Below are 26,129 nucleotides of genomic sequence, written 5' to 3' on the forward strand. Positions count from 1 at the left end.
GCCGCGCTCACCGTCACGACGGTCATCCCGACGGAAACCCGGACGGTCGTCACGACGCTCGAACCCACCACGACCACGCTCACCGTCACGACGGTCATCGCGGCGGAAGCCCGGACGGTCACCGTCCCGACGGTCGTCACGGCGGAAGCCCGGGCGGTCGCCGTCACGCCGGTCGCGGGAGAAACCGCCGCGCTCACCGTCACGACGGTCATCCCGACGGAAACCCGGACGGTCGTCACGACGCTCGAACCCACCACGACCACGCTCACCGTCACGACGGTCGTCCCGGCGGAAGCCCGGACGGTCACCGTCCCGACGGTCGTCACGGCGGAAGCCGCCACGGTCACCGCCGCGGTCGCCGTCCCGGCGGTCATCGCGGCGGAAGCCACCACGGTCACCGTCACGGCGCTCGTAGGAGGACGAAGAGGTGCGCTCGGTGGTGCTCGGCGCGGCGGACGCGGTGTCCGTCACGACGGCGGTCGGCTCGGCGCCGTCCACCGACTCGGCGGCAGCACCGGCGTCCACCGCGGCGGCACCGTCCGTGAGGACGGCGGCCGGGTCTTCGCCCCGCTCCCGCGCGGCCCGCGCGCTCAGCCGGTCGGCCTCCTCGCGCAGTTCGGTGGCGCGGCGCTGCGCCCGCTCCAGCTGCTTGGCCAGGTCCGAGACCTCGCGCTCGGCCTGCTTGGCGGCGCCGGACACCGACTCGGCCTGGACCTCGGTCATCGACCGGGCACCCGTGATCTCGGCGACCTCGGGCTCGAACACCCCGCCGCCGCCCACGATGTGGCGACCGGCGTCGACGCCCGCGTCCTCCATCAGTCGGAAGATCTGGCGCCGCTGGTGCGGCAGGGCCAGCGACACGACCGTGCCGGAGCGACCGGCGCGGGCGGTGCGGCCCGAGCGGTGCAGGTAGTCCTTGTGGTCACCGGCCGGGTCCACGTTCAGGACCAGGTCGATGCCGTCGACGTGGATGCCGCGCGCGGCGACGTCGGTGGCGACGAGGACGTTGACGTACCCGTCCTTGAAGTCGGCGAGGGTGCGGGTGCGCGCGCCCTGCGTCATGCCGCCGTGCAGGGCGTCGGCGCGGACGCCCGCGTCGCGCAGCTGCTCGGCGACCCGGTCGGCACCGAGCTGGGTGCGCACGAAGATGATGGTGCGGCCCTTGCGGGCGGCGATCGCCGCGGTGACCGGGGCCTTGTCGCGCGGCTTCACGACCAGGATGTGGTGGGTCATCGTGGTGACCGCACCGGCCGACGGGTCGACCTCGTGGGTGACGGGCGCGTTCAGGTACCGCTTGACCAGGGTGTCGATCTCGTTCTCCAGGGTGGCGGAGAACAGCATCCGCTGACCGCCCTGGGGAACCTGGTCGAGCAGCTCGGTGACCTCGGGCAGGAAGCCCAGGTCGGCCATCTGGTCGGCCTCGTCGAGGACGGCGACCTGGACGTCGCCCAGCGAGCAGGCGCCGCGGTTGATGACGTCGCGCAGCCGGCCGGGGGTGGCGACGAGGACGTCGACGCCGCGCTCCAGGGCGTAGATCTGGTTGCCCATGGACGTACCGCCGCAGACGACCTTCATCTTCAGGCCGAGCACGTCGCCGTACGGCTGGAGGGCGTCCGCGACCTGCATCGCGAGCTCACGGGTGGGGGTGAGGATGACGCCGCGGGGGCGCTTCTTCGCGGTGTGGCCGCCCGCGAGGGTCGTGAGCAGCGGCAGGCCGAAGGAGAGGGTCTTGCCGGAGCCGGTGCGGCCGCGGCCCAGGATGTCCCGTCCGGCGAGCGCGTCCGGAATGGTCGCGGCCTGGATCGGGAACGGGGTGGTGACGCCGTTCTGGGCGAGCTTGCGGACGACACCGTCGGGCAGACCCAGGTCACCGAACGTGACGGTCGGCTCCTGCTCCTCGACGACGGCCTCGGCGGCGGGCTCAGCGGCGACGGCCTCTTCGGCCACGGGCTCCGCGGCGGTGGGCTCCTCGGCGGCCTCGACCACCTGGGTCCCGGCCTCCTCGGCGACGACCTCGGCGGCGACGGTCTGCGCCTGGGGTGCCTCGGGGCTCTCGACGACGGCGACGGCCGCGGGGGCCTCCACGTCGACCTCGGGGGTGGTGGGGGACTGCTGGGGGGTGCTGACGGTTTCGGCGTCCTGGTTGAGGACAGCGCGGTCAGCAGGGGAAACGGACATGCGAAATGCGAACCTTCCGGAGTTCACGGCACGCGCCCAAACTCCGTGAAGCTGCTAAGCGACCGCCTCTATGCGGTCCGGCCACGGCAGGGAGTACGCGCCACACGCGGCGCGCTTCATTCCTCGCTCTGTGAGGAGTGCGCCGGGCAAATGGGATCAAACGATCTACCACCATACGCACCTTGAGCCCCCCGAGGCAAATGCGGTCGGCGTGACCCGCCTCACCCCCGCTCCCCCGCCCGGTGGGACCCCACCGGACCGGACACCTGACCGAGCGGCGAGGAGCGGAAACACCGGTTCGCCGGGCCGGCGTTCCCCTCCGCCTCCCGAACCTCCGTGTCCTCTTGCCCTGACAGGGAGTTGGACAACCGTAGTCAATCACCGCCCCGGAGGTGGCCCCGTGCGTTCCCTGCCCGTACCCGTCCGCCTGGCCACCCTGGCGGCGGCGCTCGCCGCCACCGCGGGCTGCGTCAGCGTGGGCGACGAGGCCGCCCCGCGGGGCGGCCCCTCGCAGTCCTCCGGTTCCCGCAGCGGCGGCAGCGCCGTGGAGACCGACGGCGTCCCGGAAGCGGTCAGCGACGCTGACGGACACCGCACGGGCGGCTCCCGGAACGCGAAGACCCAGCACAGCGGCAAACCGGCGGACCCGGACGCCAAGACCCCGTCCGCCTCCGCGCCGGGCACGGCCGCGCCCGGCGCCCCCAAGGCCACGACGCCCGCCGGGACGACCCGGGCGCCCCGCCCGGTGGAGCCGGGTGCGCCCACCCTGAAGCCGCCCGAGCCGGCGCCCACGCCGACCCGCACCACCCCGGAGCCTGAGCCCCCGAAGCCGACGCCGGAACCCCCCGCGCCCCCGGAGCCCACGGTGGCGGAGCCGTCCTCGTCGGCGCACGAGGAGCCCCCGCCGCAGGGGCAGGCGGCGGCCCGCACCTTCCGCGTGGAGCCGTCCCCGGAGGCCGGCCAACCGGTGGTGTGACCCGGCCCCGCGCCCCGGTCCCGCCCCCGCGGCGCCCCGGTCCCGGACAATGGTCGTGTGCTGGAGATGACGCGAGAAGCGTTCGAAGAGCTGGTGGCCGATGCGCTGGACACGATCCCGCCGCAACTGACCCGGGTCATGGACAACGTGGCCGTGTTCGTGGAGGACGAACCCGCCGCCGACGACCCCGAACTGCTCGGGCTCTACGAGGGAACCCCGCTGACCGAGCGCGGCGAGTGGTACGCGGGGGTGCTGCCCGACCGCATCTCGATCTACATGGGGCCGACCCTGCGCTACTGCGAGACCCCCGAGGACGTCGTCCACGAGGTGGCCGTGACGGTGGTCCACGAGATCGCCCACCACTTCGGCATCGACGACGAACGCCTCCACGAACTCGGCTGGGGCTGATCCACGGGCCCCCGGTCGGGCGCGGTTCGACGCGGTCCGGCGCGGCTCGTGACGCCGCCCGTAAACCGTTTTGGCGATACCTCCCGCCATCCCATATGCTTCTCACGTCCCCGACGCGCCGGAAGGTGCGCAGGCGGGCCGATAGCCCTCATCGTCTAGCGGCCTAGGACGCCGCCCTTTCAAGGCGGTAGCACGGGTTCGAATCCCGTTGGGGGCACCGTGTGCGAGTATTCTCGTCACACGATCTTGGTCCTGTGGAGCAGCTTGGAGTGCTCGCCACCCTGTCAAGGTGGAGGCCGCGGGTTCAAATCCCGTCAGGACCGCTTGCAGATCGCCTCGGCGAACTGCGTGGCTGGGTAGCTCAGTTGGTACGAGCGATCGCCTGAAAAGCGATAGGTCGCCGGTTCGATCCCGGCCCCAGCCACCTTCACCTCCTCACAGGGGTCCACACGCCCTCTCCGGCTCCCCGGAGGGGGCGTTTCTGGTGTCACCCCCCACGCCGGCCCCGCAACCGCCCGCCGACCGACGCCACACCGCCCCGCCCACCCCACTCCGCCCCGCCCCGCCCCGCCACGGCCGCAGCAGACCCCGCACCGCACAGGGCTACGCAGGGCCACAGAGGGCCACCTCAGCGACACAGATCACCGACGGGCCGACTACAGCGCGGCGCGATATCTGGGTACCCTCAATCAAACTCCATAAGTTACCGCTTAGTAATCTGCACTCGCAGGCCCGAGGAGCCTCCATGCAACTCGCCGCGATCATCGTGTCGTTGGTGCTCGCCACAATCGGCGCAGCCCTGTTCGCCCGGGCCATCGCCCAGATCTACCGGTACGTCCGGCTGGGTCAGAACGTCCCAGCAGGCACCCGAACGGATGATCCGAAGCAGCGGACGTTGACAGTGGTCCGGGAGTTCCTCGGCCATACCCGGATGAACCAGTGGGGCGTCGTCGGCGTGGCCCACTGGTTCGTGTCGGTCGGCTTCTTCACCCTCGTGCTGACCCTGGTGCACGCCTTCGGACAGCTCTTCCAGGCGGACTGGAGCCTCCCGCTCATCGGCACCTGGGCCCCGTACGAGGTGTTCACCGAGCTGATCGGCGCCCTCACCGTGCTCGGCATCCTCACGTTGATGGTGATCCGTCAGCTGTCGCTGCCGGGCCGCGCCGGGCGCAAGTCGCGTTTCGCGGGCTCCAACATGGGCCAGGCGTACTTCGTCGAGCTGGTGATCCTCATCATCGGCGTCGCGATCCTGGTGCTGCGCGGGCTGGAGGGCGCCCTGCACCACGTGGACGGTTACACCGCCGCGTACCTGGTCTCGTACCCGCTCGTCGCCGCCTTCCGGGGGCTGGACGTCACCACGCAGCAGAACCTCGTCTACCTGTTCGCGATGATCAAGATCTCCACCTCCTTCATCTGGATGATCACGGTCTCGCTCCGCACCGACATGGGCGTGGCCTGGCACCGGTTCCTCGCGTTCCCCAACATCTGGTTCAAGCGCCGCGCCGACGGCGGCACCGCGCTCGGCGAGCTGCTGCCGATGACCTCCGGCGGCACGCCCATCGACTTCGAGGACCCGGGCGAGGACGACGTCTACGGCGTCAGCCAGGTCGAGCACTTCTCCTGGAAGGGCCTCCTCGACTTCTCCACCTGCACCGAGTGCGGACGCTGCCAGTCGCAGTGCCCCGCCTGGAACACCGGCAAGCCGCTCTCCCCCAAGCTGCTGATCATGTCGCTGCGCGACCACGGGCACGCCAAGGCGCCGTACCTGCTCGCCGGTGGCGGCAAGACGATGGAGGGCGAGGAGAAGGCGAGCGCGGAGGCACTGGCGCAGGTGCCCGCCGCCGCGCTCGCCGAGGCCGAGCGGCCCCTCATCGGCACCGCCGAGGAGAACGGCGTCATCGACCCGGACGTGCTGTGGTCCTGCACCACCTGCGGCGCCTGCGTCGAACAGTGCCCGGTGGACATCGAGCACATCGACCACATCGTCGACATGCGCCGCTACCAGGTGATGATCGAGAGCGCCTTCCCGTCCGAGGCGGGCACGATGCTCAAGAACCTGGAGAAGAAGGGCAACCCCTGGGGCCTGGCGAAGAAGCAGCGCCTGGAGTGGGTCAAGGACGTGGACTTCGAGGTCCCGGTCGTCGGCGAGGACGTCGAGGACCTCACCGAGGTCGACTACCTGTACTGGGTGGGCTGCGCCGGGGCGCTGGAGGACCGGGCGAAGAAGACCACCAGGGCGTTCGCCGAACTGCTGCACATCGCCGGCGTGAAGTTCGCGATCATGGGCGGCGAGGAGCGGTGCACCGGCGACTCCGCCCGCCGCCTCGGCAACGAGCCCCTGTTCCAGCAGCTCGGCCAGGAGAACGTGGCCATGCTGAACATGGCGTTCGGCGAGGACGACGAGGACGAGTCCACCCGCAAGCCCAAGGCGGCGAAGCGGATCGTCTCCACCTGTCCGCACTGCTTCAACACCATCGCCAACGAGTACCCGCAGCTCGGCGGCGACTACGAGGTCATCCACCACACGCAGTTGCTCCAGCACCTCATCGACGAGGGCCGGCTGGTGCCGGTCACCCCGGTCGAGGGGCTGATCACCTACCACGACCCCTGCTACCTCGGCCGGCACAACAAGGTCTACACGCCCCCGCGCGAGATCATGGACAAGGTGCCGGGACTGCGGCAGCAGGAGATGCACCGCCACAAGGAACGCGGCTTCTGCTGCGGCGCGGGCGGCGCCCGGATGTGGATGGAGGAGCGGATCGGCAAGCGCATCAACAACGAGCGGGTCGACGAGGCCCTGTCCCTCAACCCGGACATCGTCTCCACCGCCTGCCCGTTCTGCCTGGTGATGCTGACCGACTCGGTCAACGGGAAGAAGAACGACGGCCAGGCCAAGGAGTCGCTCCAGGTCGTCGACGTCGCCCAGCTCCTGCTGGACTCCGTCAGGACCCCCACCGACGGCGAGCCCCCGGCCGGTGCGTCCCCCGCCGAGAACGCGCCCGAGCCGGAACCCGCCACGTAGCCGAGCAACGGACGCCCCCGTCAACCCGCAGAGGCCCGGATCACCCCGAGGAGTGATCCGGGCCTCGCCCGTTCCCGGAAACCGCCCCGGGCCTCACTCCGAAGGGTGAGCAGGACCCCGTCCACGGTCAGGCGTACGAGGTCCCCACCAGGGCGGGACGGCCGCTCGGCGCCACCGAGGTGAGGGTCGTATGAGGGGTACGGACAACGCCGTACGCGGGCGCGAGCGCCGTGCAACCCTTCCTCCGGGCCCCTTGGCGCCCGCACGCCGGACGGGAATCGGGCCCCTCCGGAACCCCCGCGCCCGCCCGGCCACCCCTTCCTCCACAGGAGCCGTAGTGCGCCACAACCGATCGGCCGCCGCTCTCGCCGCGGCCGCGTTCCTGCTCGCCTCCGGGGCGTGCCTCACGCTCGCCGCACCGGCCCACGCCGGCACCCCCGGCGGTACATACGCGAACGACCGCAACAGCGACTTCGACGGCGACGGCCGCGAGGACGTCGTCACCGCCGCGCCCACCGCCACGGTGGCCGGCGCGCGCGGCGCCGGCCACGTGAGCGTCCGGTACGGCTCCGACCGGGGCCCCGGCGCCGAACGCGCCGTCCGGATCAGCCAGGCCACCGCCGAGGTGCCCGGCGCACCCGAGGCCGACGACGGGTTCGGCACCGCCCTCGCCACCGGCGACCTCAACAGCGACGGCTACGACGAACTGATCGTCGGCGTGCCCGGTGAGGACCTGGCCGGACACCGTTCCGCGGGCGGGGTGACCGTGCTGTGGGGCGGCAAGAAGGGTCTCAGCACGTCCGGCAGTTGGCTCCGGGCCCGCCACCCCGCCGAGAACGCGCACTTCGGCGCGGCCCTCGCCGCCGCCCGCTTCAGCGCCGCGCACCCCGGCGACCTGCTGGCCGTCGCCGACCGCCACGGACTGGAACTCGCCGAGTGGGCGCCGGTCCCGCCGCCCGTCGACGGCGGTGGCCCCGGCGGTCCGCCCGGCGGCATCGCCCCACTGGACACCACCCCGCACGACACCACCCCGGACGGCACCACTGCGCACGACACCACCCCGGACGGCACCGGGGCGGCCCGGTCCCACACCCCCGCCCGGCCGCTCGCCCGCACCGCGCTCCCCCGCCCGGCGGGCGCCCGGGCCACCGTGGTGCGCACCCTCACCACCGGTGACTACAACAGCGACGGGCTCGCCGACCTGATCGCCTCGGGCACCAGCACCGGAGCCGATGGCGGCGCGGGGTGGTCCGCGTACTTCCCCGGCGGCGCACGGGGCCCGGCGTACGCCCGTGACCTGGTCGGCGGACCCGTCGCCGCCTCCGGCGACATCGACGGCGACGGGTACGACGACCTGGTCACCGGTGAACCCGCCGCCTCCGACGCCGCCTCCGACAGCGGTGGAGCGGCCCCGGCCGGCGGTCTGGTCGGCGTACGGTACGGCGGCCCGTCCGGCCCCGCGGCCGAGCCCCAGTGGTGGACGCAGGACTCCCCGGGCGTCGCGGGCACCCCCGAGCACGGCGACGGATTCGGCAGTGACCTCTCCGTCGCGGACGCCGACGGCGACGGCTACGCGGAGGTCGCGATCGGCGCGGCCGGCGAGGACGTGGGCCGGGTCGCCGACGCGGGCGCGGTGTGGGTCCTGAAGGGTTCGCCGACCGGGCTCACCGGTCGCGGCTCCACCCACTGGAACCAGGGCTCCCCACAGGTGCCCGGCGCCGTGGAGCGGGGCGACTCCTGGGGCGCGCAGGTCCGGTTCACCGGCCCCGACGCCCAGGGGCGGTACGCACTGCTCGCCGCCGCGCACCGGGAGGACGACGGCACCGGGAGCGTGTGGCTGCTGCCCGCCGGCCGCGACGGGGTCGGTGCGGCCGGCTCCTCGACGTTCGGCGCCGGCCGCCCGCACGGGGGCGCCGGCCACTTCGGCGCGGTGATCGACGAGTAGCGGAAGGCGGGCGGCTGCGGCGGCCGTCCGGGCCCCGCCGCAGCCGCTCCTCCCCCTCGGGTACTACTCCTCGTGGACGAGCCGCCCGGGGTGTTCTCGACTACCCGAACGAGCCCCCGTACCCGCCCCCTTAGGGGATGTCACAGCTCGGCCGCAAAGCCCCTTCCGGTGGCCCCGCCCCGGCACGCCGCCGCTCCGGACCGGGTACGTTCGATGACGTGGCTGGATTCAGGATCGGACGCGGCCGGGACAACCGCACACCCCAGACGCGGGGGCAACAACAGCCCCCGCCGCAACAGCCGTACGGGCAGCAGGCACCTCCGCCCCCGTACGGCGGGCCGCCCGCGCCTGCCCCCGGACAGCCGCCGTACGGGCAGCCGCAGCAGTACGGCGGCGGCCCCGGTGGCCCCGGCGGACGGGACGGTTCCGGTCGGCGACCGCCCTACGGTCAGCCGGCGCAGTACGGCGACCGCGGCGGCCAGCCCCGGCAGGGCGGCCAGGGCGGCGGCGGTTGGCCGCAGGGCCCGGGCCCCGACCAGGGGTACGGACAGGGCCACGGTCAGGGACCCGGCCGGGGCGGCCAGGGCGGCGGGTACGGCGGCGGGTACGAGGAGCCGGAGTACTTCGGCGACGGCGGGCACCAGCAGCACGGCGGCCCCGACCCGTACGCGGCCAACAACGCCGGCCACACCCAGGCGTTCGCCATCGGCGAGGACCCGTACCAGCAGGGCGAGACGTACCGAGCGGGCGAGCAGGCGGCGCCCCCGACGGGTCCGCCGCTGCCGTGGAAGGACCTGCTCAAGGGCATCGTGCTGCGCCCCGCGCAGACCTTCCTGCGGATGCGCGACTACACGGTCTGGGGCACCGCCCTGGTCGTGACGTTCCTCTACGGCCTGTTGGCGATCTTCGGCTTCGACGGGGCGCGCGAGGACGCGATCAGCTCGACGCTGTCGGCCGCGGTGCCGTACGTACTGCTGACCGGTGTCGTCATGGTGTTCGGCGCGTTCGTGCTCGGCGCGGTCACCAACACCCTGGCCCGGCAGCTCGGCGGCAACGGCGCCTGGCAGCCCACGGTCGGCCTCTCGATGCTGATCATGTCGATCACCGACTCGCCCCGCCTGGTCTTCGCGATGTTCCTGGGCGGCGACGCGCCCTTCGTCCAGGTCGTCGGCTGGATCACCTGGCTGGCGGCGGGTGCGCTGTTCACGGTGATGGTGAGCAAGTCGCACGACCTGCCGTGGCCCAAGGCCCTGGGCGCTTCGGCGATCCAGCTGGTCGCGCTGCTGTCGATCATCAAGCTCGGCACGTTCTGACCGCACGAAGGCGCGCCCCCGCTGGAGGGGGCGCGCCTTCGGTCGTCTACAGCGCGTCGCGCGACGGGGTGACCGGCGTGCCCGCCTTGCGGACGGGCGGCTCGACGCTCCACGGGAAGTTGATCCAGTCGTCGGTGCGCTTCCACACGTACTCGCACTTCACGAGCGAGTGCGACTTCTCGTAGACGACGGCGGACCGGACCTCGGCCACGTGGTCGAGGCAGAAGTCGTGCACCAGCTTCAGCGTCTTCCCGGTGTCGGCGACGTCGTCCGCGATCAGCACCTTCTTGTCGGTGAAGTCGATCGCGTTCGGCACCGGTGCGAGCATCACCGGCATGGCGAGCGTGGTGCCGACCCCGGTGTAGAACTCGACGTTGACCAGATGCAAGTTCTTGCAGTCCAGGGCGTACGCGAGCCCCCCGGCGACGAAGACCCCGCCGCGCGCGATGGAGAGGATCACGTCGGGCTGGTAGCCGTCGTCCGCGATGGTCTGTGCCAGCTCGCGCACGGCGGTGCCGAACCGCTCGTACGTGAGGTTCTCGCGCTCGCCGCTCATACCTGGGTCCGGTGGAAGTTCAGGAAGGAGCGCGAGGCGGTCGGCCCGCGCTGTCCCTGGTAGCGGGAGCCGTAGCGCTCGGTGCCGTACGGGAACTCGGAGGGCGAGCTGAGCCGGAACATGCAGAGCTGGCCGATCTTCATCCCCGGCCACAACTTGATCGGCAGCGTCGCCAGGTTGGAGAGTTCGAGCGTGACGTGCCCGGAGAACCCGGGGTCGATGAACCCCGCGGTGGAGTGCGTCACCAGTCCGAGGCGCCCGAGGCTGGACTTGCCCTCCAGCCGGCTCGCGAGGTCGGCGGGCAGCGAGATGACCTCGTACGTCGAGGCGAGCACGAACTCGCCCGGGTGCAGGATGAACGGCTCGTCGCCCTCGGGCTCCACCAGTCGCGTCAGGTCCGCCTGCTCGACCGAGGGGTCGATGTGCGGGTACCGGTGGTTCTCGAACACCCGGAAGTAGCGGTCGAGGCGCACGTCGATGCTCGACGGCTGCACCATGGATTCGTCGTACGGGTCGATGCGCACCCGTCCCGCGTCGATCTCGGCCCGGATGTCCTTGTCTGAGAGAAGCACGTCCCGAGGATACGCAGTGCGACCCGCCCGCCGCGCCGCCGGGCGCGTCGGCCCCTGGGCGGGGCGGGTCGCGGGGGTGCTCGGCGAGGGGGCCCCAGGGGCGACCCGTCGAGGCCGGGGCGGGCTGCTCGGGCGGCTCGCGGGCCGTGGGCGGGGCGGGCGTGGGGCGGGGCCGGGGCGTGCGGGGCCGGGTCTGGCCGCGGGACTGTGGCTGCCCGCCGGGGCCTCGCGGCCTACGGCTCCGAATCCGGTTCCGGTGCGACTCCGGCTCCGGTTTCCGGCGCGCCCGCGCCCGGGGCTAGCGCTTGGTCAACGGGACGGGGACGGGGACGGCGCTGCGGAGCCTGGCGCACCGCGGGCAGCGCAGGAGCCGCCCGGGGCCGAGCCGCCCGGCCTGCTGCATCGGGAACGAAGCGGTGCTGAACACGTGCCCTTCGGCACAACGAACTACAGTGCGCTCCATCAAGTCCTCTGAGCCCCTTCCCCACGATCCGCGAATGGGCGCCGGGCACCAGGGAGCCACCCATGTGGGCGCCGCCGGACCGGCACGAAGCGCTACATTACGGGACGAATAGGGCGGCCCTCCAGGCGGCACTCCGATACCGGGAAGCCCTCCCGGTCGGCCCGTGCGCGGGGCCACCGTACGCCCCAACTCCCGCCGCCCGCATGCGCGTCCACCGGCCCGCGACACCCGGGGCGTACGGCGGGGACTTCGGGGGTCCGGCATGCGGTAGAGTGAGCCGCGATGCACCACCGGTCCAACCGGGTGCACTCGCGGGTGTAGTTTAATGGTAGAACATCAGCTTCCCAAGCTGAGAGCGCGAGTTCGATTCTCGTCACCCGCTCCACAGCCAAGGCCCAGGTCACGGACACGGGCCTTTTTGCTGTCCGCTGTGCGTCAACGCTCGCGTGCCAGATCCGTGCCAGAACGCTGATCGTCTGGATCAACGGTGTCGTCGTCCGGCGCGGCAGCGGTCTCCTACACCTCCTCTATCTCCTGACGCGCCTTGCGAACGGTCACGTAGAGGCCGGCGGCCGCTTCCCACCACCGGTCGTCGTCAGAGTGCTGGTAGATCAGCGCGGCCTTCCCAAAGGACTGGCCAGCGCGCACCACCGTGTCCTTCAGGGTCGCCCCGGAGTCAACCACGAGCCCGCCAGACCCTTCCCCTGCGAACAGTTCCTGGACGCGCAACCCCGGTAGGTGGACGGTCCGTGTGCCCGCCCCGAACTTGGTGTTGCCGGGGGCACTACGACCGTTCGTGCGCTCCGGTTCGGCGATGCATACCGTGAACCTCAGCGCGTCGACGTCCGGGCGGCGGAGCCGCGCCGGTTCGTCGTCGTCGCGAAGGTCTCGCGCCGTGGGGGGGGGATCACGCCGTCAAGGCTCGGAGAGCGCGCCTGTTGCCGGCCGGACGGGAACCTTCTGATCGGGCCGAAGCGACGTCGCCTTCCCTTGCTGTTTGACCATCAGGCAGCAGCCCTCCCATAGCACGGACGAGGACGCCTCACCGGCTGCACCGTGCGGGAGCGGAAGAACTCCTCGACCGCACTCTCGGGGATGCGGACGGGCCGCCCCAGCTTCACGTACCGGATGCGCCGTTCCTCGATCAGCCGCCGGGGGGGGAAGCGCGGTCCTGCCGAGGATGGTGCAGTACCGGCCGGACTTGGTGGAGAAGTGCCCACGGAAGCCGAGCATGTGGGCACAGCGGAGACGGAGGTGTTCGAGGTCCTTGATGGCGTACTTGGCGATGTACGCGGTGACGCGCCTTCAGTCAGTTCCCGGCCGTCGTCGAAATCGGCGGACTGGATGGTGCAGACGTCGAGTTGGCAGCCGAGGATGAAGGTGCGGGTGCGTCCGTCGACGACGGGGCCGTCGACGCGGACCTTGGCGGTGGCGGTGCGGATTGCGTCGGTGTGTGGGTCGACGGCGGACGGGATGCGAGCTGGCGGTGAGTGGTGGACTGAGGTTGGATCCATGTGCGCGCAGCCAACCCACCCCCTTAGCGTATGGCCATAATATTCGCAAACTTACCTGAGTGGTGTTGTCGCTGGCTGTAGCTTGCCCTCATGGGAGCATGGGTTGATCAGATTTTCAGGGCAGTGCAGGCAGAGCGAGGCGGAGTGGTGCGTCGATCAATCTTCGACGTAGAGCGTTACTCGTCGCTGCAAGAGATCGTAGACATCGCTCGGGCACGCCACTTCCACGTGCTTGAGACCGGTGATCAGGTTGTGATTCTCTGCAATGAAGGTGAGTTGAGGATCCACTGCTGACCCGTCTGCACCGCTGACGACAACGCTTGACACCAGCTGGTCCGCTCCACACCGATCCTCACGGGCTTCCCCACAGCCTGCAAATGGCCTTCAACGACCGATCTCTACAGAGCTACGGATCGGAAGTTCGTACGGCCAGTCCGCGTCCACCAGCTCGGCTCGCTCTGGCCGACTACACGGCAACGTGATTGAGGCCGGCGGGGTGCGCCGAGACTCACGCGTGCGTGATCGGCCGGTGCAGCCCCGCCATCGTGGCTGACTGTCGTCGACTGACGATCAGACGCACCTGGCACAGCTTCGCCATGGAACGTACGAAGCGAAGGCCCGTGCGACTCGCGTGCCAGATCCTGTGCGGAACCGCTAGGGAACAGCTGGACCTTGCCCCGGGTTGCATAGGGCTGCAACACCACCTCGCCGCAGGTCAGCGCAGCAACCGCCGCCAAGAGAACCGAGCTTCCCAAGCTTATAGCGCGGGTTCGATTCCCGTCATCCGCTCTTGAACGAAGGCACAGGGCAGCGACCTGGGCCTTCTTCGTTGTCAGACCTCTCAGGCCCTTCCGTGCCCTCCGCGTGCCCCAACTCGCAGAAGTACCCTGCTCCGGGGGCCTTTCGCGCACCACCTATACCACTCAGACGCGGAACCGCCTCGGATCGCGAGACGCATTTCATGTGACCTGCGCCACACAAGCGTCCAGATTCGCCCGTCCGCAACCCCGAAGGCGGCCCTCAACCACACCGCCCGCACGGCCGAGTTCACGACCGCGCAACGCTCGCCCTACGCCTCCGAATGTCGCCGAAGGCACTGCCCGCCGAAGCGCAGGCAGGCTCGCCCCGACTCAACAGATGATCACGAATGATGACCAGCTGGTGACGCATTGTCAGTGGCAAGTGCTTCCATGGATCCGGTGCGCAGCGAGGCGCATCGCGACTGGTGGGGGGATACAGCTATGCCCTGGATCAATGACTACTTCCGAGCAGACGGCACCCGGGTCAAAGGCCACGTCCAGCTACCTGCCGGGGCCCGAAGGGAGACCGCGACGCTCGGCCTGATCGTCGCCGGAGTGATCGTCTTCGGGAACGGAACAACATCCGCGGGGACCGGAACAGGATCGGATCAGGAGTTACCCAGGCCGCAGTCGACGGTGGTCTACCCGCTCACGTGGCCGACGTGGGAGAACCGCCCAGCACCCCACCCCCTACCGACAGTCTCCTATCCGATCGTCTTCCCCAGCACAGGGAGGGGCCGGTGACCCGCCCCGCCGCTCGACGCCGGCCGAACCGAGGCAGTCGGCCGCGTAAGCAGAAGGGCTCCGACTTCCAGTTCTTCTTGATGATCGGCCTCGTCGGCATTTGGGCATCCGGCTTCCTCATGTCGGTGCAGTCCTGGTTGGCCGACCACCTTTGGGTCCTCGCTCTCCCGGTCGCAGCTCTAGCGGGCGCGATCGCCATGGGGATGCACCTGCAGAAGGAGCGAGCCCGCAAGGAGGCCACTCGAGCCCAGGGACTCCGGTACGTGGTGGAGCACCTGGACGGCCTGCCCTACACCCATTTCGAATACGCCGTGCGAGACCTACTCCGTCGAGACGGCTGCCAGGATGCAGAGCAAGTCGGTAGAGGTGGCGACCAGGGAGCCGACGTAAAGGCCACAGACCCCTTCGGTCGACGTTGGGTGATCCAATGCAAGCACCGCAAGGACGGTTGGTCCGGGTCCGCGGTCGGCACCCCCGACCTCCAACGCCTCAACGGCACGGGACGCCAGATCCACAACGGCGACGTCATCGTCATGCTCACCAATGGCCGCTTCTCTAAGCAGGCCCCCGGCTTCGCCAAGTCGCAGCACCTCCACCTCGTCGACCGCCACCTCCTCGCCCAATGGGCCAACGGCTCACGCCCACTGTGGGAACTGCTCCGCGCCGTCCCACCACACCGAAACAAGAGCGCGAAGTATCCGGCTGCGCAACATCGATCAGACAGAGGAACATCGTCTCCCTATGAATGAGATCCGAGTCGAGGCCGTCTACCAAGCGTCAAGCGAGCCGACGGTCGGCCGTATGTGCGACATCGATATCGCCCTGGCATCTCGGCCGCTAACGACCACGGTGGGCGCATTCGATGTTGTACTCGCGTTCCCAAAGTTCGAAGGACGACTCCCTGCCGAGGGATACCACGGCTGGTTGGGGGAAGAAGACGCGCCCGTGGCACTGTGTCCGACGTACTTCACGGCACACACCGTGTTCACGCTTCCTTCCGCCCTTGATGAGCCCATCGTCCAGGCAGAGCTGAAGGCTGCCGTCGCAGCCATCAGATTCGCCGCTGCACGCCTGTCTGACGCTCTGCGGGTCGAACAACCGAGCGTGGGCATGGTTGGTCATGTACCGAAGGTTCTCTCCCTCACGGCAACAAACATCACCCAGGGCATCCCGCTGAGAGTGCCTGAACCCCTCAACCCGGGCTACCCCATTGTTCGAGGGCTGCCTGTCCTCACCGCCGACATCGCAATGAGCGCACTGCGCGACGGACTGCCACCTGCACGAGCGCTGCTCTCACAGGCGAGATACCTCACGCAGTCGACCAACAGCCCACAGCCAGGGACTGCGATTCTGCTGGCCGCAGTGGCGGCCGAGACCTACGCCAAAGAGTCGCTCAAGTCCCGTCGTCCTCCGGGGTCCACACCCAGCGTGCGGTCACTCCAGCAGACGCACGGCGCCGTTGTCGCTCTCTATGGTCCGATTGCAGAAGTGGTGATCGGGCGATCCCTCGAGCAAGACGATCCGGCTCTCTGGTCAGGCCTCGGAGAGCTCTTCACGGCTCGGAACAAAATGGCGCATCAGTTGACGACGCCCACACATCCTGATGCGAGGCAATTGGTCATCGCTGCGATGAGAGCCATGGACTGGCTCGGCTAGGGACCCGCTACTGGCTCATCAGGGCAGGCAGATCGCTCGTCACTGGGTCCACTACGGCTTTACCGGAACCGGCATGTGGATCAGCCCTGTCCAGAACCGCTGGCCAGCTGTCCTCACCAACAAGATCCGCTTCAACCGCGACCGCGAGCCCCACACAGAGATCCGCAGCGCTTTTCGGGCTGCTGCGATGCGTCCCGAGGAACCGTAGGCCGCGAGGGCTACGTGATCAGCTCTTGCCCTCTGGCTCGTAGGTCGCATCGACGGCGGCGTCCCTGACGCCATAGCCGGACAGCAGTAGCGCCAGAGCCTCCTTACGGATCTCGCTGGCGGTGCTCTGGGCGACATCCAGCCGCTCCATGACCGTGGTCAGCGGCACGGCCTCGTGATCAATCTTGTCGGTCGGCACGTCGGGGTGGTGCAGCCAGCAGCATGCGTGCCACCCGGCGTGCCGAGCGCTGACGCGGGGTTAGCCAGGCATAGTCGTCAGCCGCCTCAGCGGCAGCTTCCGCACGTGCGGCATCGGCCCTCAGCTGGGCGGTAGCCAAGTCCAGGCGTGCAGCCGTATGGTCCGCTCGTTCGGCAAGGCAGGCGTAGACGCGGGCGACATCAGCCAAGGCTCGGGCAGCAGCACGGTCACCCTGGGTCCAGGCCATGTATGCCTGCCGGGCCACGTCACGGGCAGTCCCTGCATCGTCGTAGGCCGGCCAGCCAGCCAGCCAGCAGGCAGACGCCCGGCAACATGTATCGGGTCACCCGAGCTAGTCGGGGACGGAACCCGAATTACCTGAGAACCCGAGTCGGGGGCGGGGTACATATCTCACCCAAAGATCCCCGGCAAATGAGTGTCGGCGGATTGCACCCCACACTCTGATCCGGCGGTGCTTGCGCCCGCAACGCGCTGCAACACACACCGCAGTCGGGCCCAAGAAGGTCAGCAGCTGCCACCTCAAGAAATTCCGCGCCGCGATGCGTGATCCGCACGTGCCCCAGCCGTGCCCTTCAGGGCGGTGAATAGCGGTTAATGGGGGGTCAGTGCGACCCCATCACCGCCCCCATCTTTGAGCTGTTTACGCAGGTCAAAGGGTACATGGGTGCGCTCCGTGCAGTAGATTCCCAAGCTCAGAGCGCGAGTTCGATTCTCGTCACCCGCTGCAATATCAGCCCCTAGGCTCACAGCCAGGGGGTTGTTTGTTGCCCAGGCCAATTAATGCGGCGACGGCCCTAATTGGAGGAACCGTAGTCTCCTTCCGCTGGAGGGCCTAACCCCTCCCCGGCGGCATGGTCGTCCACCAGGCCTACGGGTCCGCTTCGACGACACCCGCCGCATACTGCTATGCGAGGACGCGGACCGCTTCGGATTCCCCGGGCGAAAAGCCGGATGCCAGCGAGAACGCCCGGCCGTCCTGGCGCGCAAGTGCCGCGAAGAATGCCAGATCGCCATCCGGAGCACGTCTGGCGCAACTGTCTCGACAACGCTCAAGTACGAATCGAGCCTGGAGCAACCGTTCGTCGTCCTGACATCCATGCCTCAGTGAGATGCGAGGGAAGTGACGGTGGAACTCGACGCGGGGTCGTGGGGCCGAGGCGATGGACTTGTACGGACGCCGGCTCACCATCGCCAAGGTGACGCGCAGGGAGCACGAGGACCGGGCACTCGATGCGTACACCTGATGCGCAGGGACACGCCCGAGTCCCGCAGCTGCCACTCCCCCCGCCGGGAACGGAGCCTAGGCGGTCGCGGGCGGGACGGTGAGCAGGGTGGTGGTGAAGGCGGCCAGGTCGGCGCGTAGTTGCTCGCGCGATGCGTGCTCGCGGTCGACCAGGTGGCCGACGAGGTCGGCGCGGACGGCCGCGAGGAGGGCGTGTGCGGCGAAGTCGGCGTTCGGGAAGCCGGGCAACCGCTCCAGGGCGTGGCGCAGCGTGTCGTGCCACCAGTCGTAGTGCTCGGCGTCGTAGGGGCTGTCGTTGCCCGTCGCCTCCAGCGCGAGCGAGAGGTGGCGGTGGTCGAGCTTGAAGCACAGGAGCGCGTCGAGCAGGGCGAGTACGCGTTCCCGGGGAGGGGTGTCGGGGCCGAGGGGGTGCGGGCCGTCCGTGACGGCCCGGCGGACCGGTTCGAGCCGGGCCGCGTAGAGCGCGCGGATGAGGCCGGTGCGGTCGGTGAAGCCGCGGAAGAGGGTCGCCTTGCCGACGCCGGCCGCGGCGGCGATGTCGGCCATGGTGACCTGCTCGGGCCGGTCGCGGTCGGCGAACAGGCGGTCGGCCGCGACCAGGACGGCTTCGCGGTTGCGGACGGCGTCCGCACGGGGCTTGCGCTCGGGCACGGGGTTCCTCGGGGTTCCTTCGGTTGCACAAACGGACCAGGGGTCCGTATCTTGCCCAGCAGTAAACGGACCAGGGGTCCGCATCGTATCCGAGGGAGCCTCCATGACCGAGCCCGCCGCCGTCCTCGTCATCGGGGCCACCGGCACCACCGGCAGTCGGGTGGTCCGAGGGCTCGTCGCCCGGGGGCACCGGGTCAGGGCGGCCGGTCGGAGCGGCGCTCACCTCCCCGGCGCGCAGGGGGTCCGCTTCGACTGGTACGCGCACGCGACGCACGCACCGGCCCTCGACGGTACGGACCGCGTCTACCTCGTGCCGCCCCCGGCCTCCGCGGACCCGGCCGGCGCGATGCTCCCGTTCCTGGAGCTGGCCCGTGCGTCGGGGGTACGGCGTGCCGTGCTGCTCAGTTCGTCGGCGATCCCCGCGGGAGGCCCGGCCGTCGGACGGGTGCACCGGGCGCTGCCCGAGCTGTTCGAGGAGTGGGCGGCGCTGCGGCCGTCCTGGTTCATGCAGAACTTCACCGGTGACCACGCGCACGCCCGGAGCATCCGCGAGGAGGGGACGATCCGTACCGCGACGGGCGACGGGCGCGTGGCCTTCGTCGACGCGGACGACATCGCGGACGTCGCCGTGCACGCGCTGACCGATGCCCGGGTCCCGGGTGCGGACCTGGTCGTCACCGGTCCGGCGGCGCTCGGCTACGACGAGGTCGCGGCGATCCTCAGCGAGGTCGGCGGGCGGACCGTCACCCACCGGCGGTTGACGTACGAGCAGTTGCGCGACCGGTTGGCCCTGGCGATGCCCGTGGAGTTCGCTGCGGTGCTCGCCGGTCTGGACGGGGACATCGCCGCGGGGCCGAGGACCGCACCACCGACACGGTCCTACGGGTCACCGGTCGTCGGCCCCGTGACTTCCGCACGCACGTGGAGCGGGCTGCGGGGGGGGGCCTGGCTCGGCCCGCCCGTCCTGTCCGGGTATGTGAATCCACCAGAGCGACACGCAGCGGCTTCGGAGTGCCGACGCCATCGCCTCAGAGTGGAAGGTCGTCAGGCAGGAGCCGGAACGCTTTGTGGCTACCCAGCGGGCGCACTGCCCGGAAGTCACGACGGTCGAGAGTGAGGATGGCGTCAGTGTCGTAGTCGGCAGCCAGGGCCACGTTCAGCGCGTCGGCGAGGTCGAGGTCCAGGGCGTGGTAGCGGAGGCGGATGGACTGGGCGGCACTCAGATGGTCCTCGGTGATCTCCGGAACCACGACGCGGCCACGACGCATCCATCGACGGATGTCGTCGACCGAGCTGAGGGCAGCTTCCCGCCCAAGCTCACGAGTGGCGACGTGATCGAGTTCCGCCAGCAGGAGGGGCGACATGACCAGGAGCCCCGCAGCCATGATCGCCTCGTTCGCGCCAGCGTGTTCCCCATGGGTCGAATCGAGGGCAGCCAACAAACCTGACGTGCCGGCGATAACAATGATCACGCAGCGGTTCCCGTGTCCGCAGCACGAACCACCGCGTCGACGACGGCGTCACGGACCTCCAACTTGGACGGCGTACGGCCCGAGCCCTCGAATGTGCGGGAGAACAAGGGTTCGTCCCAAACCCGGTTCGCCATCGCCGCAAGGTGGATGCCCTGGCGGATGATCTCGGCCTCGCTCACACCTCGGCGCTTTGCAGCGTCCTTGATGATCGCCAGGTCCTCGGGATCGGCATAGACGTTGGTGCGCTTCATGGACATGTACCAAGGTTAGCCCATGTACCAAACCTACACACCCGATGGTCACTGTCCGTACAGGGCCCCGCCCGTTGAATCGGTGGCGTACGCATCGAGTGGAAGCGGTCTGTCTGGACGGTGCGGCGGCGCTGGCAGACGTGTTCGCCCAGCTCACCACTCCGGGGGACGGCGGGGTCGCGGGTCAGGCGCGGAGGTAGGCGAGGACGGCGAGGACGCGGCGGTGGCCCTCGCCGTCGAGGTGGAGTTCGAGCTTCTGGAGGATGTTGCCGACGTGCTTGTTCACGGCCGCTTCGGTGACGAACAGCGCGCGGGCGATCTCGCCGTTGGCGCGGCCCTCCGCCATCAGGCCCAGCACCTCCCGTTCGCGGGGCGTGAGGCGTTGCAGGGGGTCGCGGCGGCGGTTGAGGAGTTGGCGCACCACTTCGGGGTCCACCACCGTGGCGCCGCCGGCGACCTGGGTGACGGCGTCCACGAACTCGCTGACCGCGCTGACCCGGTCCTTGAGCAGATAGCCGACGCCGCTGTCGCTGCCCAGGTCGAGCAGATGGGCGGCGTAGGACTGCTCGATGTACTGGCTGAGGACCAGGACCGGCAGGGCGGGGTACTCGGCGCGCAGGGCGATGGCGGCGCGCAGGCCGTCGTCGGTGTGGTCCGGTGGCATGCGGACGTCGGTGACGACGATGTCGGGGCGGTGTTCGCGGACCGCGGTGACCAGCGCGTCCGCGTCGCCGACCGCGGCGAGCACCTGGTGGCCGAAGCGGGTGAGCACCCCGACCAGGCCGTCGCGCATCAGGGGGGAGTCCTCGGCGAGGACGACGGTCAACGGCACGGCAGTTCCACGTGCACCAGGGTGGGGCCGCCCGGCGGGCTGGAGATCCGGAGGCGGCCGTCCGCCGCGGCGACCCGGTCGGCCAGCCCGGTCAGTCCGGTGCCCCCCTCGGGGCTGGCGCCGCCCGTGCCGTCGTCGCGGACGGAGAGGGTGAGCAGATCGGTGTGCACCCGGGCGAGCACCTCGACGCCGGTCGCCGTGCTGTGCTTGGTGGCGTTGGTCAGGGCTTCGGCGATCACGAAGTACGCGGTGGTCTCCACGGCCACGGGCATCCGGTGCGGCAGCCGGACGTCGACCGTGACGGGGAGGACCGAGCGGGCGGCGAGGTTCTCGGCGGCGGCGGCCAGACCGTGGTCGGTGAGGGCCTTCGGGTGGACGCCGCGGCTCAGCTCCCGCAGTTCGTCGACGGCGAGCCCGACCTGTTCCTGGGCCCGGGCGAGTTGTTCGGCCAGCGGGAGGTCGGGGCCGGCGTCGAGGCGGGCCAGGCCGAGCAGCACGTTCAGGGAGACCAGTCGCTGTTGGGCCCCGTCGTGCAGGTCCCGTTCGATGCGGCGGCGCTCCGCGTCGAAGGCGTCGACCAGTCGTGCCCGTGAGGCCCGTACGTCGGTGAGTTGATGGCCGAGTTCGCTGTCGCGCGGGGTCAGCATCAACCGGGTCACCGCGGCCCTGGCACCGGCCCAGGCGGTGATCGTGTACGGCGCCGGGGCGAGCAGGCAGACGCCGACGACCGCCAGCGGCCAGGCGTCCGGGTCGCCGAGCGGGGACACCATCACCAGTACCGGGACGACCAGGGCGAAGCCCAGGACGAGGAGGTCCATCCACCACAGCGCGGTCGCCGACACCGCGGTGAAGCCGAGTTCGCGCCAGGTCGCGGTCTCCCCCAGTCGCGTCCGCAGCCAGCCGACCGCTCCGGGCTGCTCGGGGGCGCGGTGCGGGTCGGGTACGGGGTCCAGGTCCACCAGGCGCAGCCGCCACCGTTCGAACCGGCTGACGGCGATGCCGGACAGGGCCACGCCGAGCAGGATCAGCGGTCCGACCACCAGGACCAGGGTGACGAGCCCGGCGACCAGCGCGAGGGCGAGGGCGGTGCTGGTGAGGGCGCCGAAGGCGGCGCCGGTCAGCAGGTAGGCGAAGGACCGCCAGGGCCAGCTGGAGCGGAGGACCCGCAGCGGGTTCTGGCCGAGGGCCTGCCAGGCGGTTCTGTGGTGCATGCTGCGACCGTAGGGGAGGCGGGAACGGGTGTCGGTAGTGCGGGCACTACTTCGGGGCTCCTGTGCACGCCCGTGTGCGGACGGGGGGCTCAGCGGTGCACTGGACACCATGAAGCCGTTCACCTCCCGCTCCCCCGTCCGCCGCCCGCCCGGTGCCCTGCCGGCCGCGTTCCGGACGGCCGTGGGCGCCGTGGCCGCCGTGGTCGCTTTGGCCGCCGCAGTCACCGCGGTCACCGTGACCGTCGCGCCCGGTACCTCGGTGGCCAGCTCCACCGCCTCCCTGGACCCGGCCTCGATCGACCGGTTCGTCCGCGACTACGTCGCACAGACCCGTCTTCCGGGCGCCGTCGTCGCCGTGACCCGGGGCGACCGGGTGGTGCACACCGCGGGGTACGGGCGCACCGCGTCCGGGCGGCCCATGACCGAACGGACCCGGGTCCCCGTGGCCTCCCTGTCGAAGGCCATGACCGCGCTGGCCGTCATGCAGTTGGTCGAGGCGGGCGAGGTCGCACTCGACCGTCCCGTACGCCACTACCTGCCCGAGTTCACCCTGGCCGACCGGCGCGCCGGGGAGATCACCGTCCGGCAGCTGCTGACCCAGACCTCCGGCATGGCCGACTCCGCCCATCCGGACCTGACCCTCGCCCAACCCCGCACGTTGGAACAGGCGGTCGCCGCGATGCGCGGGGCGCCCCTCGCCACCGATCCCGGCCGTCGGCACCGGTACCACAACCCCAACTACTTCGTCGCCGCACGGCTGGTCGAGGTGGTGAGCGGGCGGCCCTTCGCCGAGCAGCTGTCCGCCGAGGTGTTCGAGCCGCTGGGGATGGAGCGCACCGCGTCCGTCGACAGCACCACCGAGATGCCCGACCGGGCCCGCGGATACGTCCGCGCCTACGGCACCACGTTCTCCCGTCCCCAGCCGCGTTGGTTCGCGACCGGCAGCCACGGTGTGGTCACCACCGCCGAGGACTTCGCGCAGTGGTTGATCACGCAGAACAACGCGGGGGTGTCCGCCGACGGTCGGCGCATCGCCACGGCGCGCACCGTCGCGCTCACGCACACTCCGCCCGCGGCGACGAAGGACACCGACTACGCGATGGGTTGGTGGGTGAACCGGGAGGGGGACGGACCGCCGGCGGTCCAGCACACGGGTCAGCTGCTGACCCACAACTCGATGGCGACCCTGCTGCCCGAGCAGGGGATCGGGATCGCGGTCGTCACCAACACCGGGATGATCGCCGGGGACGACGCCCCGCAGATCGTGGAGGGGTTGGTCGACCTCGCCCGGGGCGAGGAGCCGGAGGTGTCCGCGCCCTTCTCCATGACGGCCGACTGGGTCCTGGCGGCGTTCACCCTGCTGGCGGCGGGCCTCGGGGTGCGCGGGGTGGTGCGGGCCGGGCCCTGGGTGCGGCGCGCCGTCCGACGGCGGTGGTGGGTGGTGGCGTTGCGGCTGCTGCCCCAGGCCCTGCCGATCCTGTCGCTCACTCAACTCGCCGCGCTCATGGGCTTGTTGATGAACCGCTCCGGGACTCTGACCCAGGTCGCCCACGCCTGGCCCGCCCTCGTCGTCTGGGCGGCCGTCGGCGCCCTCGCCTCCGGTGCGGTGCTCGCGGCGCGGGCCGTCGCCTTCGTCCGCCACCGCCGTCACGTCCGGCGCGGGGCCCCCGACGCGGTGGGTGCGTCGGGGGCTGCTCGGGGGGCGGTGAACACGGCGACGTCGTAGCGTTCGGTGGCGGGGGCGGGGCGGTTCGGCGGCTCGTTGCGGGCGTCGGCGGCCAGGCACCGTAGGCCGTGGGCGAACTCCGCGGGCGTGAGCCGGGTGAACTTCGACTGGGGGCGGGCGGTCATCCGGGCGTGGTAGGCGCCCAGGCTCGGGGTGACGGGCTGCGCGAAGGAGGTGACGGTGTGGACCGTGAAACCCGCTCCGGTGAAGTCCCGCACCACCTGGTCCCGGGACGGGAACCGTCGTTCGTCCAGGTCACGCAGGCGCGGCCAGTAGTCGTAGACCAAAGCGTCCAGTGCGTCCCGGAACGTCGTGCGGACGACGGCGACGCCGCCGGGGCGCAGGACCCGGGCCAGTTCCCGTGCCGCCCGGGGGCGGTCGGGCAGGTGGTGGACCACCCGGGACAGGAGGGCGAGGTCGAACAGGCCGTCGCGGGTGGGGAGGGCTTCCGCGGTGCCGGTCACGTAGTGGACCGCGGGGTGCGGGTTGCGGCGCCGGGCCTGAGTGAGCATGGGCGTGGAGGGCTCCACCCCGAGCACCGTCGATGCGTCCAGCCAACGGGCCATCGCCGAGCAGAACATGCCGGTGCCCGAGCCGACCTCGACGATCGCGGGAGCCGTGCGGCTCGCGAAGGAGCCGATCAGCCGCGTCCAGGCGGACAGCGCGTCGTCGGGCATCTCGTTGCCGCTCTCGTAGACCCCGGCCAACCGTTCGTCGTCGTAGACCCCGTTCATGCCCGGCATGCTTCCGGTCGCCGTGTTCCGGGGCCAGACCGTCTCCCTCCGTACGGTGGGAGACCTCACGTTGAGGGGGCGCGGTGGAACGGGCGGGGCTGGGCGATGTGGTGGAGCTGGTGCGTGGGGTGCGGGGGCTGGTGCCCGTGACCGGGGCGGGTGTGGCGGACGGGTTCGCGGCCCGGGGGTGGACGCCCGGCGGGCGGTTGCGGGACGGGTTCGAGTCGTCGTGGGACAAGGGCGGGGTACGGGGGTGGGTGCACCTCCACGGCGGGGGCGTACGCGTCGAGTTGACCGTGTGGATGCGGGACGTGGACGAGGACACCGGGTACTTCGGGGACCTGGAGGCGGTCTACCGGGACGGTGAGGAGGTGCTGGCGGACGTGGTCGCCGGGCTCGCCGCGTCACCGCTCTCCGTCGACCTCGTGGCGGCGGGCGGAAGGGACCGGGACGCGGACGACTTCGTCGCGTGCAGGCGGTGGTCCCTGGGGGAACGGGCGTTGCTCGCCGGGGTCGTCCAGGAGGACACGGACCTCCCGGTGAGGGTCGTCGTGGTGTGGGAGGAGGAACGGTGAGCGGTGGGCCGTCCACGTCCCGAAGTCGTTTTCCGGTGAAGTACCCCGCGGCCGCAGCCCGTTGGTGAACAATCACTCCGTATGGCCATCGACTACCGCAAGCGTCCCAGAATCGACTACCGGAAGGCGGCCGCGGCACCCGTCGCCCCTGCGATCAGTCTGGAGAAGGTGTCGGCCCGGGCGCCGGGACTGGTCAGCCTCTACAAGACGGCCGCCGCCTCGCTCGCCGAGCACCGTGTCGAGGGGCAGCGGGCGGCCGTCTACCTGGTCCTGGACCGGTCCGGGAGCATGCGCCCCTACTACCGCGACGGTTCCGTCCAGCACCTGGCCGAGCAGGCCCTCGCACTGGCGGCGCACCTCGACGACGACGGGGTGGTGCCGGTCGTCTTCTTCTCCACGGACGTCGACGGGACCGCCGAGATCAGCCTGGACGCCTACCGGGACCGGATCAATCCCCTGCACGAGTCGCTGGGGCACATGGGGCGCACCAACTACCACGTCGCCATGCAGGCGGTCATCGACCACTACCAGGCGTGCGGCTCCCGCGATCCGGCGTTCGTGGTCTTCCAGACCGACGGTTCCCCGACGTCCAAGGCCGCCGCCGAGCACGTCCTGTGCACGGCGGCGAGGTTGCCGATCTTCTGGCAGTTCGTCGGCTTCGGGGAGGACGAGTTCCGGTTCCTGCGCAGGTTGGACGAGTTGCCCGTGCCCGCCCGCCGGGTGGTGGACAACGCCGGGTTCTTCGCCGCCGGCCGGTCGCCCCGGACCGTCTCCGACAAGGAGCTGTACGACCGGCTGCTGACGGAGTTCCCCGCGTGGTTGTCGGCCGCGCGGGGTGTCGGCGTCGTCGGAGGGTGAGG

At 70.8% G+C, this 26,129-nt stretch carries 22 protein-coding genes, 4 tRNA genes and 3 pseudogenes; 16 read left to right on the forward strand and 13 right to left on the reverse strand.

Going from position 1 to position 26,129, the window contains the following annotated elements:
* Positions 1-2,178: DEAD/DEAH box helicase (locus ACFYOU_RS22930; RefSeq protein WP_391308066.1), on the reverse strand; the 2,178-nt coding region annotated here is incomplete at its 3' end.
* Between the two features lie 400 nt (positions 2,179-2,578).
* Here ACFYOU_RS22930 and ACFYOU_RS22935 point away from each other — a divergent pair.
* The 8 genes from ACFYOU_RS22935 (at position 2,579) to ACFYOU_RS22970 (ending at position 9,842) form a co-directional block, all read left to right on the forward strand.
* Positions 2,579-3,154 carry a hypothetical protein gene (locus ACFYOU_RS22935; protein WP_391308067.1) on the forward strand — a complete coding sequence of 192 codons (576 nt, stop codon included), beginning with the start codon at positions 2,579-2,581 and terminating at the stop codon, positions 3,152-3,154.
* 57 nt (positions 3,155-3,211) lie between these two features.
* Positions 3,212-3,562 carry a metallopeptidase family protein gene (locus ACFYOU_RS22940; protein ID WP_387010453.1) on the forward strand — a complete coding sequence of 117 codons (351 nt, stop codon included), beginning with the start codon at positions 3,212-3,214 and terminating at the stop codon, positions 3,560-3,562.
* A gap of 144 nt (positions 3,563-3,706) precedes the next feature.
* Positions 3,707-3,779: transfer RNA gene (locus ACFYOU_RS22945), tRNA-Glu, on the forward strand.
* 31 nt (positions 3,780-3,810) lie between these two features.
* Positions 3,811-3,885, forward strand: a tRNA-Asp gene (locus ACFYOU_RS22950).
* 27 nt (positions 3,886-3,912) lie between these two features.
* Positions 3,913-3,986 (forward strand) — tRNA-Phe (locus ACFYOU_RS22955).
* Positions 3,987-4,307: 321 nt separating this feature from the next.
* Complete coding sequence (locus tag ACFYOU_RS22960; RefSeq protein WP_391308069.1) at positions 4,308-6,584, forward strand: heterodisulfide reductase-related iron-sulfur binding cluster; 2,277 nt, start codon at positions 4,308-4,310, stop codon at positions 6,582-6,584.
* A 337-nt stretch (positions 6,585-6,921) separates the two neighbouring features.
* A complete protein-coding gene (locus ACFYOU_RS22965) occupies positions 6,922-8,529 on the forward strand; it encodes an FG-GAP repeat protein (RefSeq protein WP_391308071.1) in 1,608 nt (535 codons plus the stop codon).
* A 137-nt stretch (positions 8,530-8,666) separates the two neighbouring features.
* Complete coding sequence (locus tag ACFYOU_RS22970; RefSeq protein ID WP_391308073.1) at positions 8,667-9,842, forward strand: YIP1 family protein; 1,176 nt, start codon at positions 8,667-8,669, stop codon at positions 9,840-9,842.
* A gap of 46 nt (positions 9,843-9,888) precedes the next feature.
* Here the strand turns inward: ACFYOU_RS22970 and ACFYOU_RS22975 are convergent, their stop codons facing one another.
* Both ACFYOU_RS22975 and dcd read right to left on the reverse strand, forming a co-directional pair.
* A complete protein-coding gene (locus tag ACFYOU_RS22975) occupies positions 9,889-10,398 on the reverse strand; it encodes a phosphoribosyltransferase (protein WP_389763752.1) in 510 nt (169 codons plus the stop codon).
* Positions 10,395-10,970, reverse strand: coding sequence for a dCTP deaminase (gene dcd / locus ACFYOU_RS22980; RefSeq protein WP_387010448.1), 576 nt, complete (start codon positions 10,968-10,970; stop codon positions 10,395-10,397). The genes ACFYOU_RS22975 and dcd overlap by 4 nt, the downstream gene beginning before the upstream one ends.
* A 774-nt stretch (positions 10,971-11,744) precedes the next feature.
* On the opposite strand from dcd, the gene ACFYOU_RS22985 reads away from it, so the two are divergent.
* Positions 11,745-11,818, forward strand: a tRNA-Gly gene (locus ACFYOU_RS22985).
* 131 nt (positions 11,819-11,949) lie between these two features.
* On the opposite strand, the gene ACFYOU_RS22990 is transcribed toward ACFYOU_RS22985, so the two are convergent.
* The 3 genes and pseudogenes from ACFYOU_RS22990 to ACFYOU_RS23000 form a co-directional block, all read right to left on the reverse strand.
* Positions 11,950-12,117, reverse strand: coding sequence for a hypothetical protein (locus ACFYOU_RS22990; RefSeq protein ID WP_391308075.1), 168 nt, complete (start codon positions 12,115-12,117; stop codon positions 11,950-11,952).
* 320 nt (positions 12,118-12,437) lie between these two features.
* The gene (locus ACFYOU_RS22995) at positions 12,438-12,653 is read right to left on the reverse strand and encodes an excisionase family DNA-binding protein (protein WP_391308350.1); all 216 of its coding nucleotides are present in this window, start codon (positions 12,651-12,653) and stop codon (positions 12,438-12,440) included.
* Positions 12,607-12,884, reverse strand: a pseudogene (locus ACFYOU_RS23000) (replication initiator); the annotation flags it as partial. The gene ACFYOU_RS22995 and the pseudogene ACFYOU_RS23000, both read right to left, overlap by 47 nt.
* A 1,603-nt stretch (positions 12,885-14,487) precedes the next feature.
* Here ACFYOU_RS23000 and ACFYOU_RS23005 point away from each other — a divergent pair.
* The 3 genes and pseudogenes from ACFYOU_RS23005 to ACFYOU_RS23015 form a co-directional block, all read left to right on the forward strand.
* Positions 14,488-15,240, forward strand: a complete 753-nt coding sequence (locus tag ACFYOU_RS23005; protein ID WP_391308077.1) for a restriction endonuclease — start codon at positions 14,488-14,490, stop codon at positions 15,238-15,240.
* A complete protein-coding gene (locus ACFYOU_RS23010) occupies positions 15,233-16,147 on the forward strand; it encodes a hypothetical protein (RefSeq protein ID WP_391308078.1) in 915 nt (304 codons plus the stop codon). Before ACFYOU_RS23005 ends, ACFYOU_RS23010 begins: the two co-directional genes overlap by 8 nt.
* 43 nt (positions 16,148-16,190) lie before the next feature.
* A pseudogene (locus tag ACFYOU_RS23015) lies at positions 16,191-16,355 on the forward strand (serine hydrolase); the annotation flags it as partial.
* 18 nt (positions 16,356-16,373) lie between these two features.
* On the opposite strand, the gene ACFYOU_RS23020 reads toward ACFYOU_RS23015, so the two are convergent.
* The gene (locus ACFYOU_RS23020) at positions 16,374-16,553 is read right to left on the reverse strand and encodes a hypothetical protein (protein WP_391308079.1); all 180 of its coding nucleotides are present in this window, start codon (positions 16,551-16,553) and stop codon (positions 16,374-16,376) included.
* A gap of 1,321 nt (positions 16,554-17,874) precedes the next feature.
* On the reverse strand, positions 17,875-18,468 hold the full coding sequence (locus ACFYOU_RS23025) for a TetR family transcriptional regulator (protein WP_391308080.1): 594 nt from the start codon (positions 18,466-18,468) through the stop codon (positions 17,875-17,877).
* A gap of 103 nt (positions 18,469-18,571) precedes the next feature.
* Here ACFYOU_RS23025 and ACFYOU_RS23030 point away from each other — a divergent pair.
* Positions 18,572-19,404: pseudogene (locus ACFYOU_RS23030) on the forward strand (NAD(P)H-binding protein); the annotation flags it as partial.
* Between the two features lie 92 nt (positions 19,405-19,496).
* On the opposite strand, the gene ACFYOU_RS23035 reads toward ACFYOU_RS23030, so the two are convergent.
* The 4 genes from ACFYOU_RS23035 to ACFYOU_RS23050 all read right to left on the reverse strand — a co-directional run bounded on the left by ACFYOU_RS23035 (position 19,497) and on the right by ACFYOU_RS23050 (position 22,234).
* A complete protein-coding gene (locus tag ACFYOU_RS23035; protein WP_391308082.1) occupies positions 19,497-19,940 on the reverse strand; it encodes a PIN domain-containing protein in 444 nt (147 codons plus the stop codon).
* Positions 19,937-20,197 (reverse strand): ribbon-helix-helix protein, CopG family, encoded by a 261-nt coding sequence (locus ACFYOU_RS23040; RefSeq protein WP_391308084.1) that lies wholly within the window; start codon positions 20,195-20,197, stop codon positions 19,937-19,939. Before ACFYOU_RS23040 ends, ACFYOU_RS23035 begins: the two co-directional genes overlap by 4 nt.
* Before the next feature lie 178 nt (positions 20,198-20,375).
* Positions 20,376-21,023 carry a response regulator gene (locus ACFYOU_RS23045; protein WP_391308086.1) on the reverse strand — a complete coding sequence of 216 codons (648 nt, stop codon included), beginning with the start codon at positions 21,021-21,023 and terminating at the stop codon, positions 20,376-20,378.
* On the reverse strand, positions 21,014-22,234 hold the full coding sequence (locus tag ACFYOU_RS23050; RefSeq protein ID WP_391308088.1) for a sensor domain-containing protein: 1,221 nt from the start codon (positions 22,232-22,234) through the stop codon (positions 21,014-21,016). The genes ACFYOU_RS23045 and ACFYOU_RS23050 overlap by 10 nt, the downstream gene beginning before the upstream one ends.
* A 109-nt stretch (positions 22,235-22,343) precedes the next feature.
* Here ACFYOU_RS23050 and ACFYOU_RS23055 point away from each other — a divergent pair, with 109 nt between their 5' ends.
* Positions 22,344-23,960, forward strand: a complete 1,617-nt coding sequence (locus ACFYOU_RS23055; RefSeq protein WP_391308090.1) for a serine hydrolase — start codon at positions 22,344-22,346, stop codon at positions 23,958-23,960.
* Here the strand turns inward: ACFYOU_RS23055 and ACFYOU_RS23060 are convergent.
* Positions 23,882-24,694, reverse strand: a complete 813-nt coding sequence (locus ACFYOU_RS23060; RefSeq protein WP_391308091.1) for a methyltransferase domain-containing protein — start codon at positions 24,692-24,694, stop codon at positions 23,882-23,884. The genes ACFYOU_RS23055 and ACFYOU_RS23060 overlap by 79 nt on opposite strands.
* 83 nt (positions 24,695-24,777) lie before the next feature.
* Between ACFYOU_RS23060 and ACFYOU_RS23065 the strand changes: the two genes are divergently transcribed.
* Positions 24,778-25,269 carry a hypothetical protein gene (locus tag ACFYOU_RS23065; RefSeq protein WP_391308093.1) on the forward strand — a complete coding sequence of 164 codons (492 nt, stop codon included), beginning with the start codon at positions 24,778-24,780 and terminating at the stop codon, positions 25,267-25,269.
* Between the two features lie 81 nt (positions 25,270-25,350).
* A complete protein-coding gene (locus ACFYOU_RS23070; protein WP_391308094.1) occupies positions 25,351-26,127 on the forward strand; it encodes a VWA domain-containing protein in 777 nt (258 codons plus the stop codon).
* The last annotated feature ends 2 nt before the right edge of the window (positions 26,128-26,129 follow it).

It is taken from the genome of Streptomyces sp. NPDC005955, assembly GCF_042871255.1.
GTDB lineage: Bacteria > Actinomycetota > Actinomycetes > Streptomycetales > Streptomycetaceae > Streptomyces.

Excerpts from the sequence above, each read along its gene's own strand:
- ACFYOU_RS22960 (WP_391308069.1), top strand. The coding sequence starts at position 4,308 with ATGCAACTCGCCGCGATCATCGTGTCGTTGGTGCTCGCCACAATCGGC.
- ACFYOU_RS22970 (WP_391308073.1), top strand. The coding sequence starts at position 8,667 with ATGTCACAGCTCGGCCGCAAAGCCCCTTCCGGTGGCCCCGCCCCGGCA.
- ACFYOU_RS22975 (WP_389763752.1), bottom strand. The coding sequence starts at position 10,398 with ATGAGCGGCGAGCGCGAGAACCTCACGTACGAGCGGTTCGGCACCGCC.
- ACFYOU_RS23010 (WP_391308078.1), top strand. The coding sequence starts at position 15,233 with ATGAATGAGATCCGAGTCGAGGCCGTCTACCAAGCGTCAAGCGAGCCG.
- ACFYOU_RS23040 (WP_391308084.1), bottom strand. The coding sequence starts at position 20,197 with ATGTCCATGAAGCGCACCAACGTCTATGCCGATCCCGAGGACCTGGCG.
- ACFYOU_RS23050 (WP_391308088.1), bottom strand. The coding sequence starts at position 22,234 with ATGCACCACAGAACCGCCTGGCAGGCCCTCGGCCAGAACCCGCTGCGG.
- ACFYOU_RS23055 (WP_391308090.1), top strand. The coding sequence starts at position 22,344 with ATGAAGCCGTTCACCTCCCGCTCCCCCGTCCGCCGCCCGCCCGGTGCC.
- ACFYOU_RS23060 (WP_391308091.1), bottom strand. The coding sequence starts at position 24,694 with ATGAACGGGGTCTACGACGACGAACGGTTGGCCGGGGTCTACGAGAGC.
- ACFYOU_RS23070 (WP_391308094.1), top strand. The coding sequence starts at position 25,351 with ATGGCCATCGACTACCGCAAGCGTCCCAGAATCGACTACCGGAAGGCG.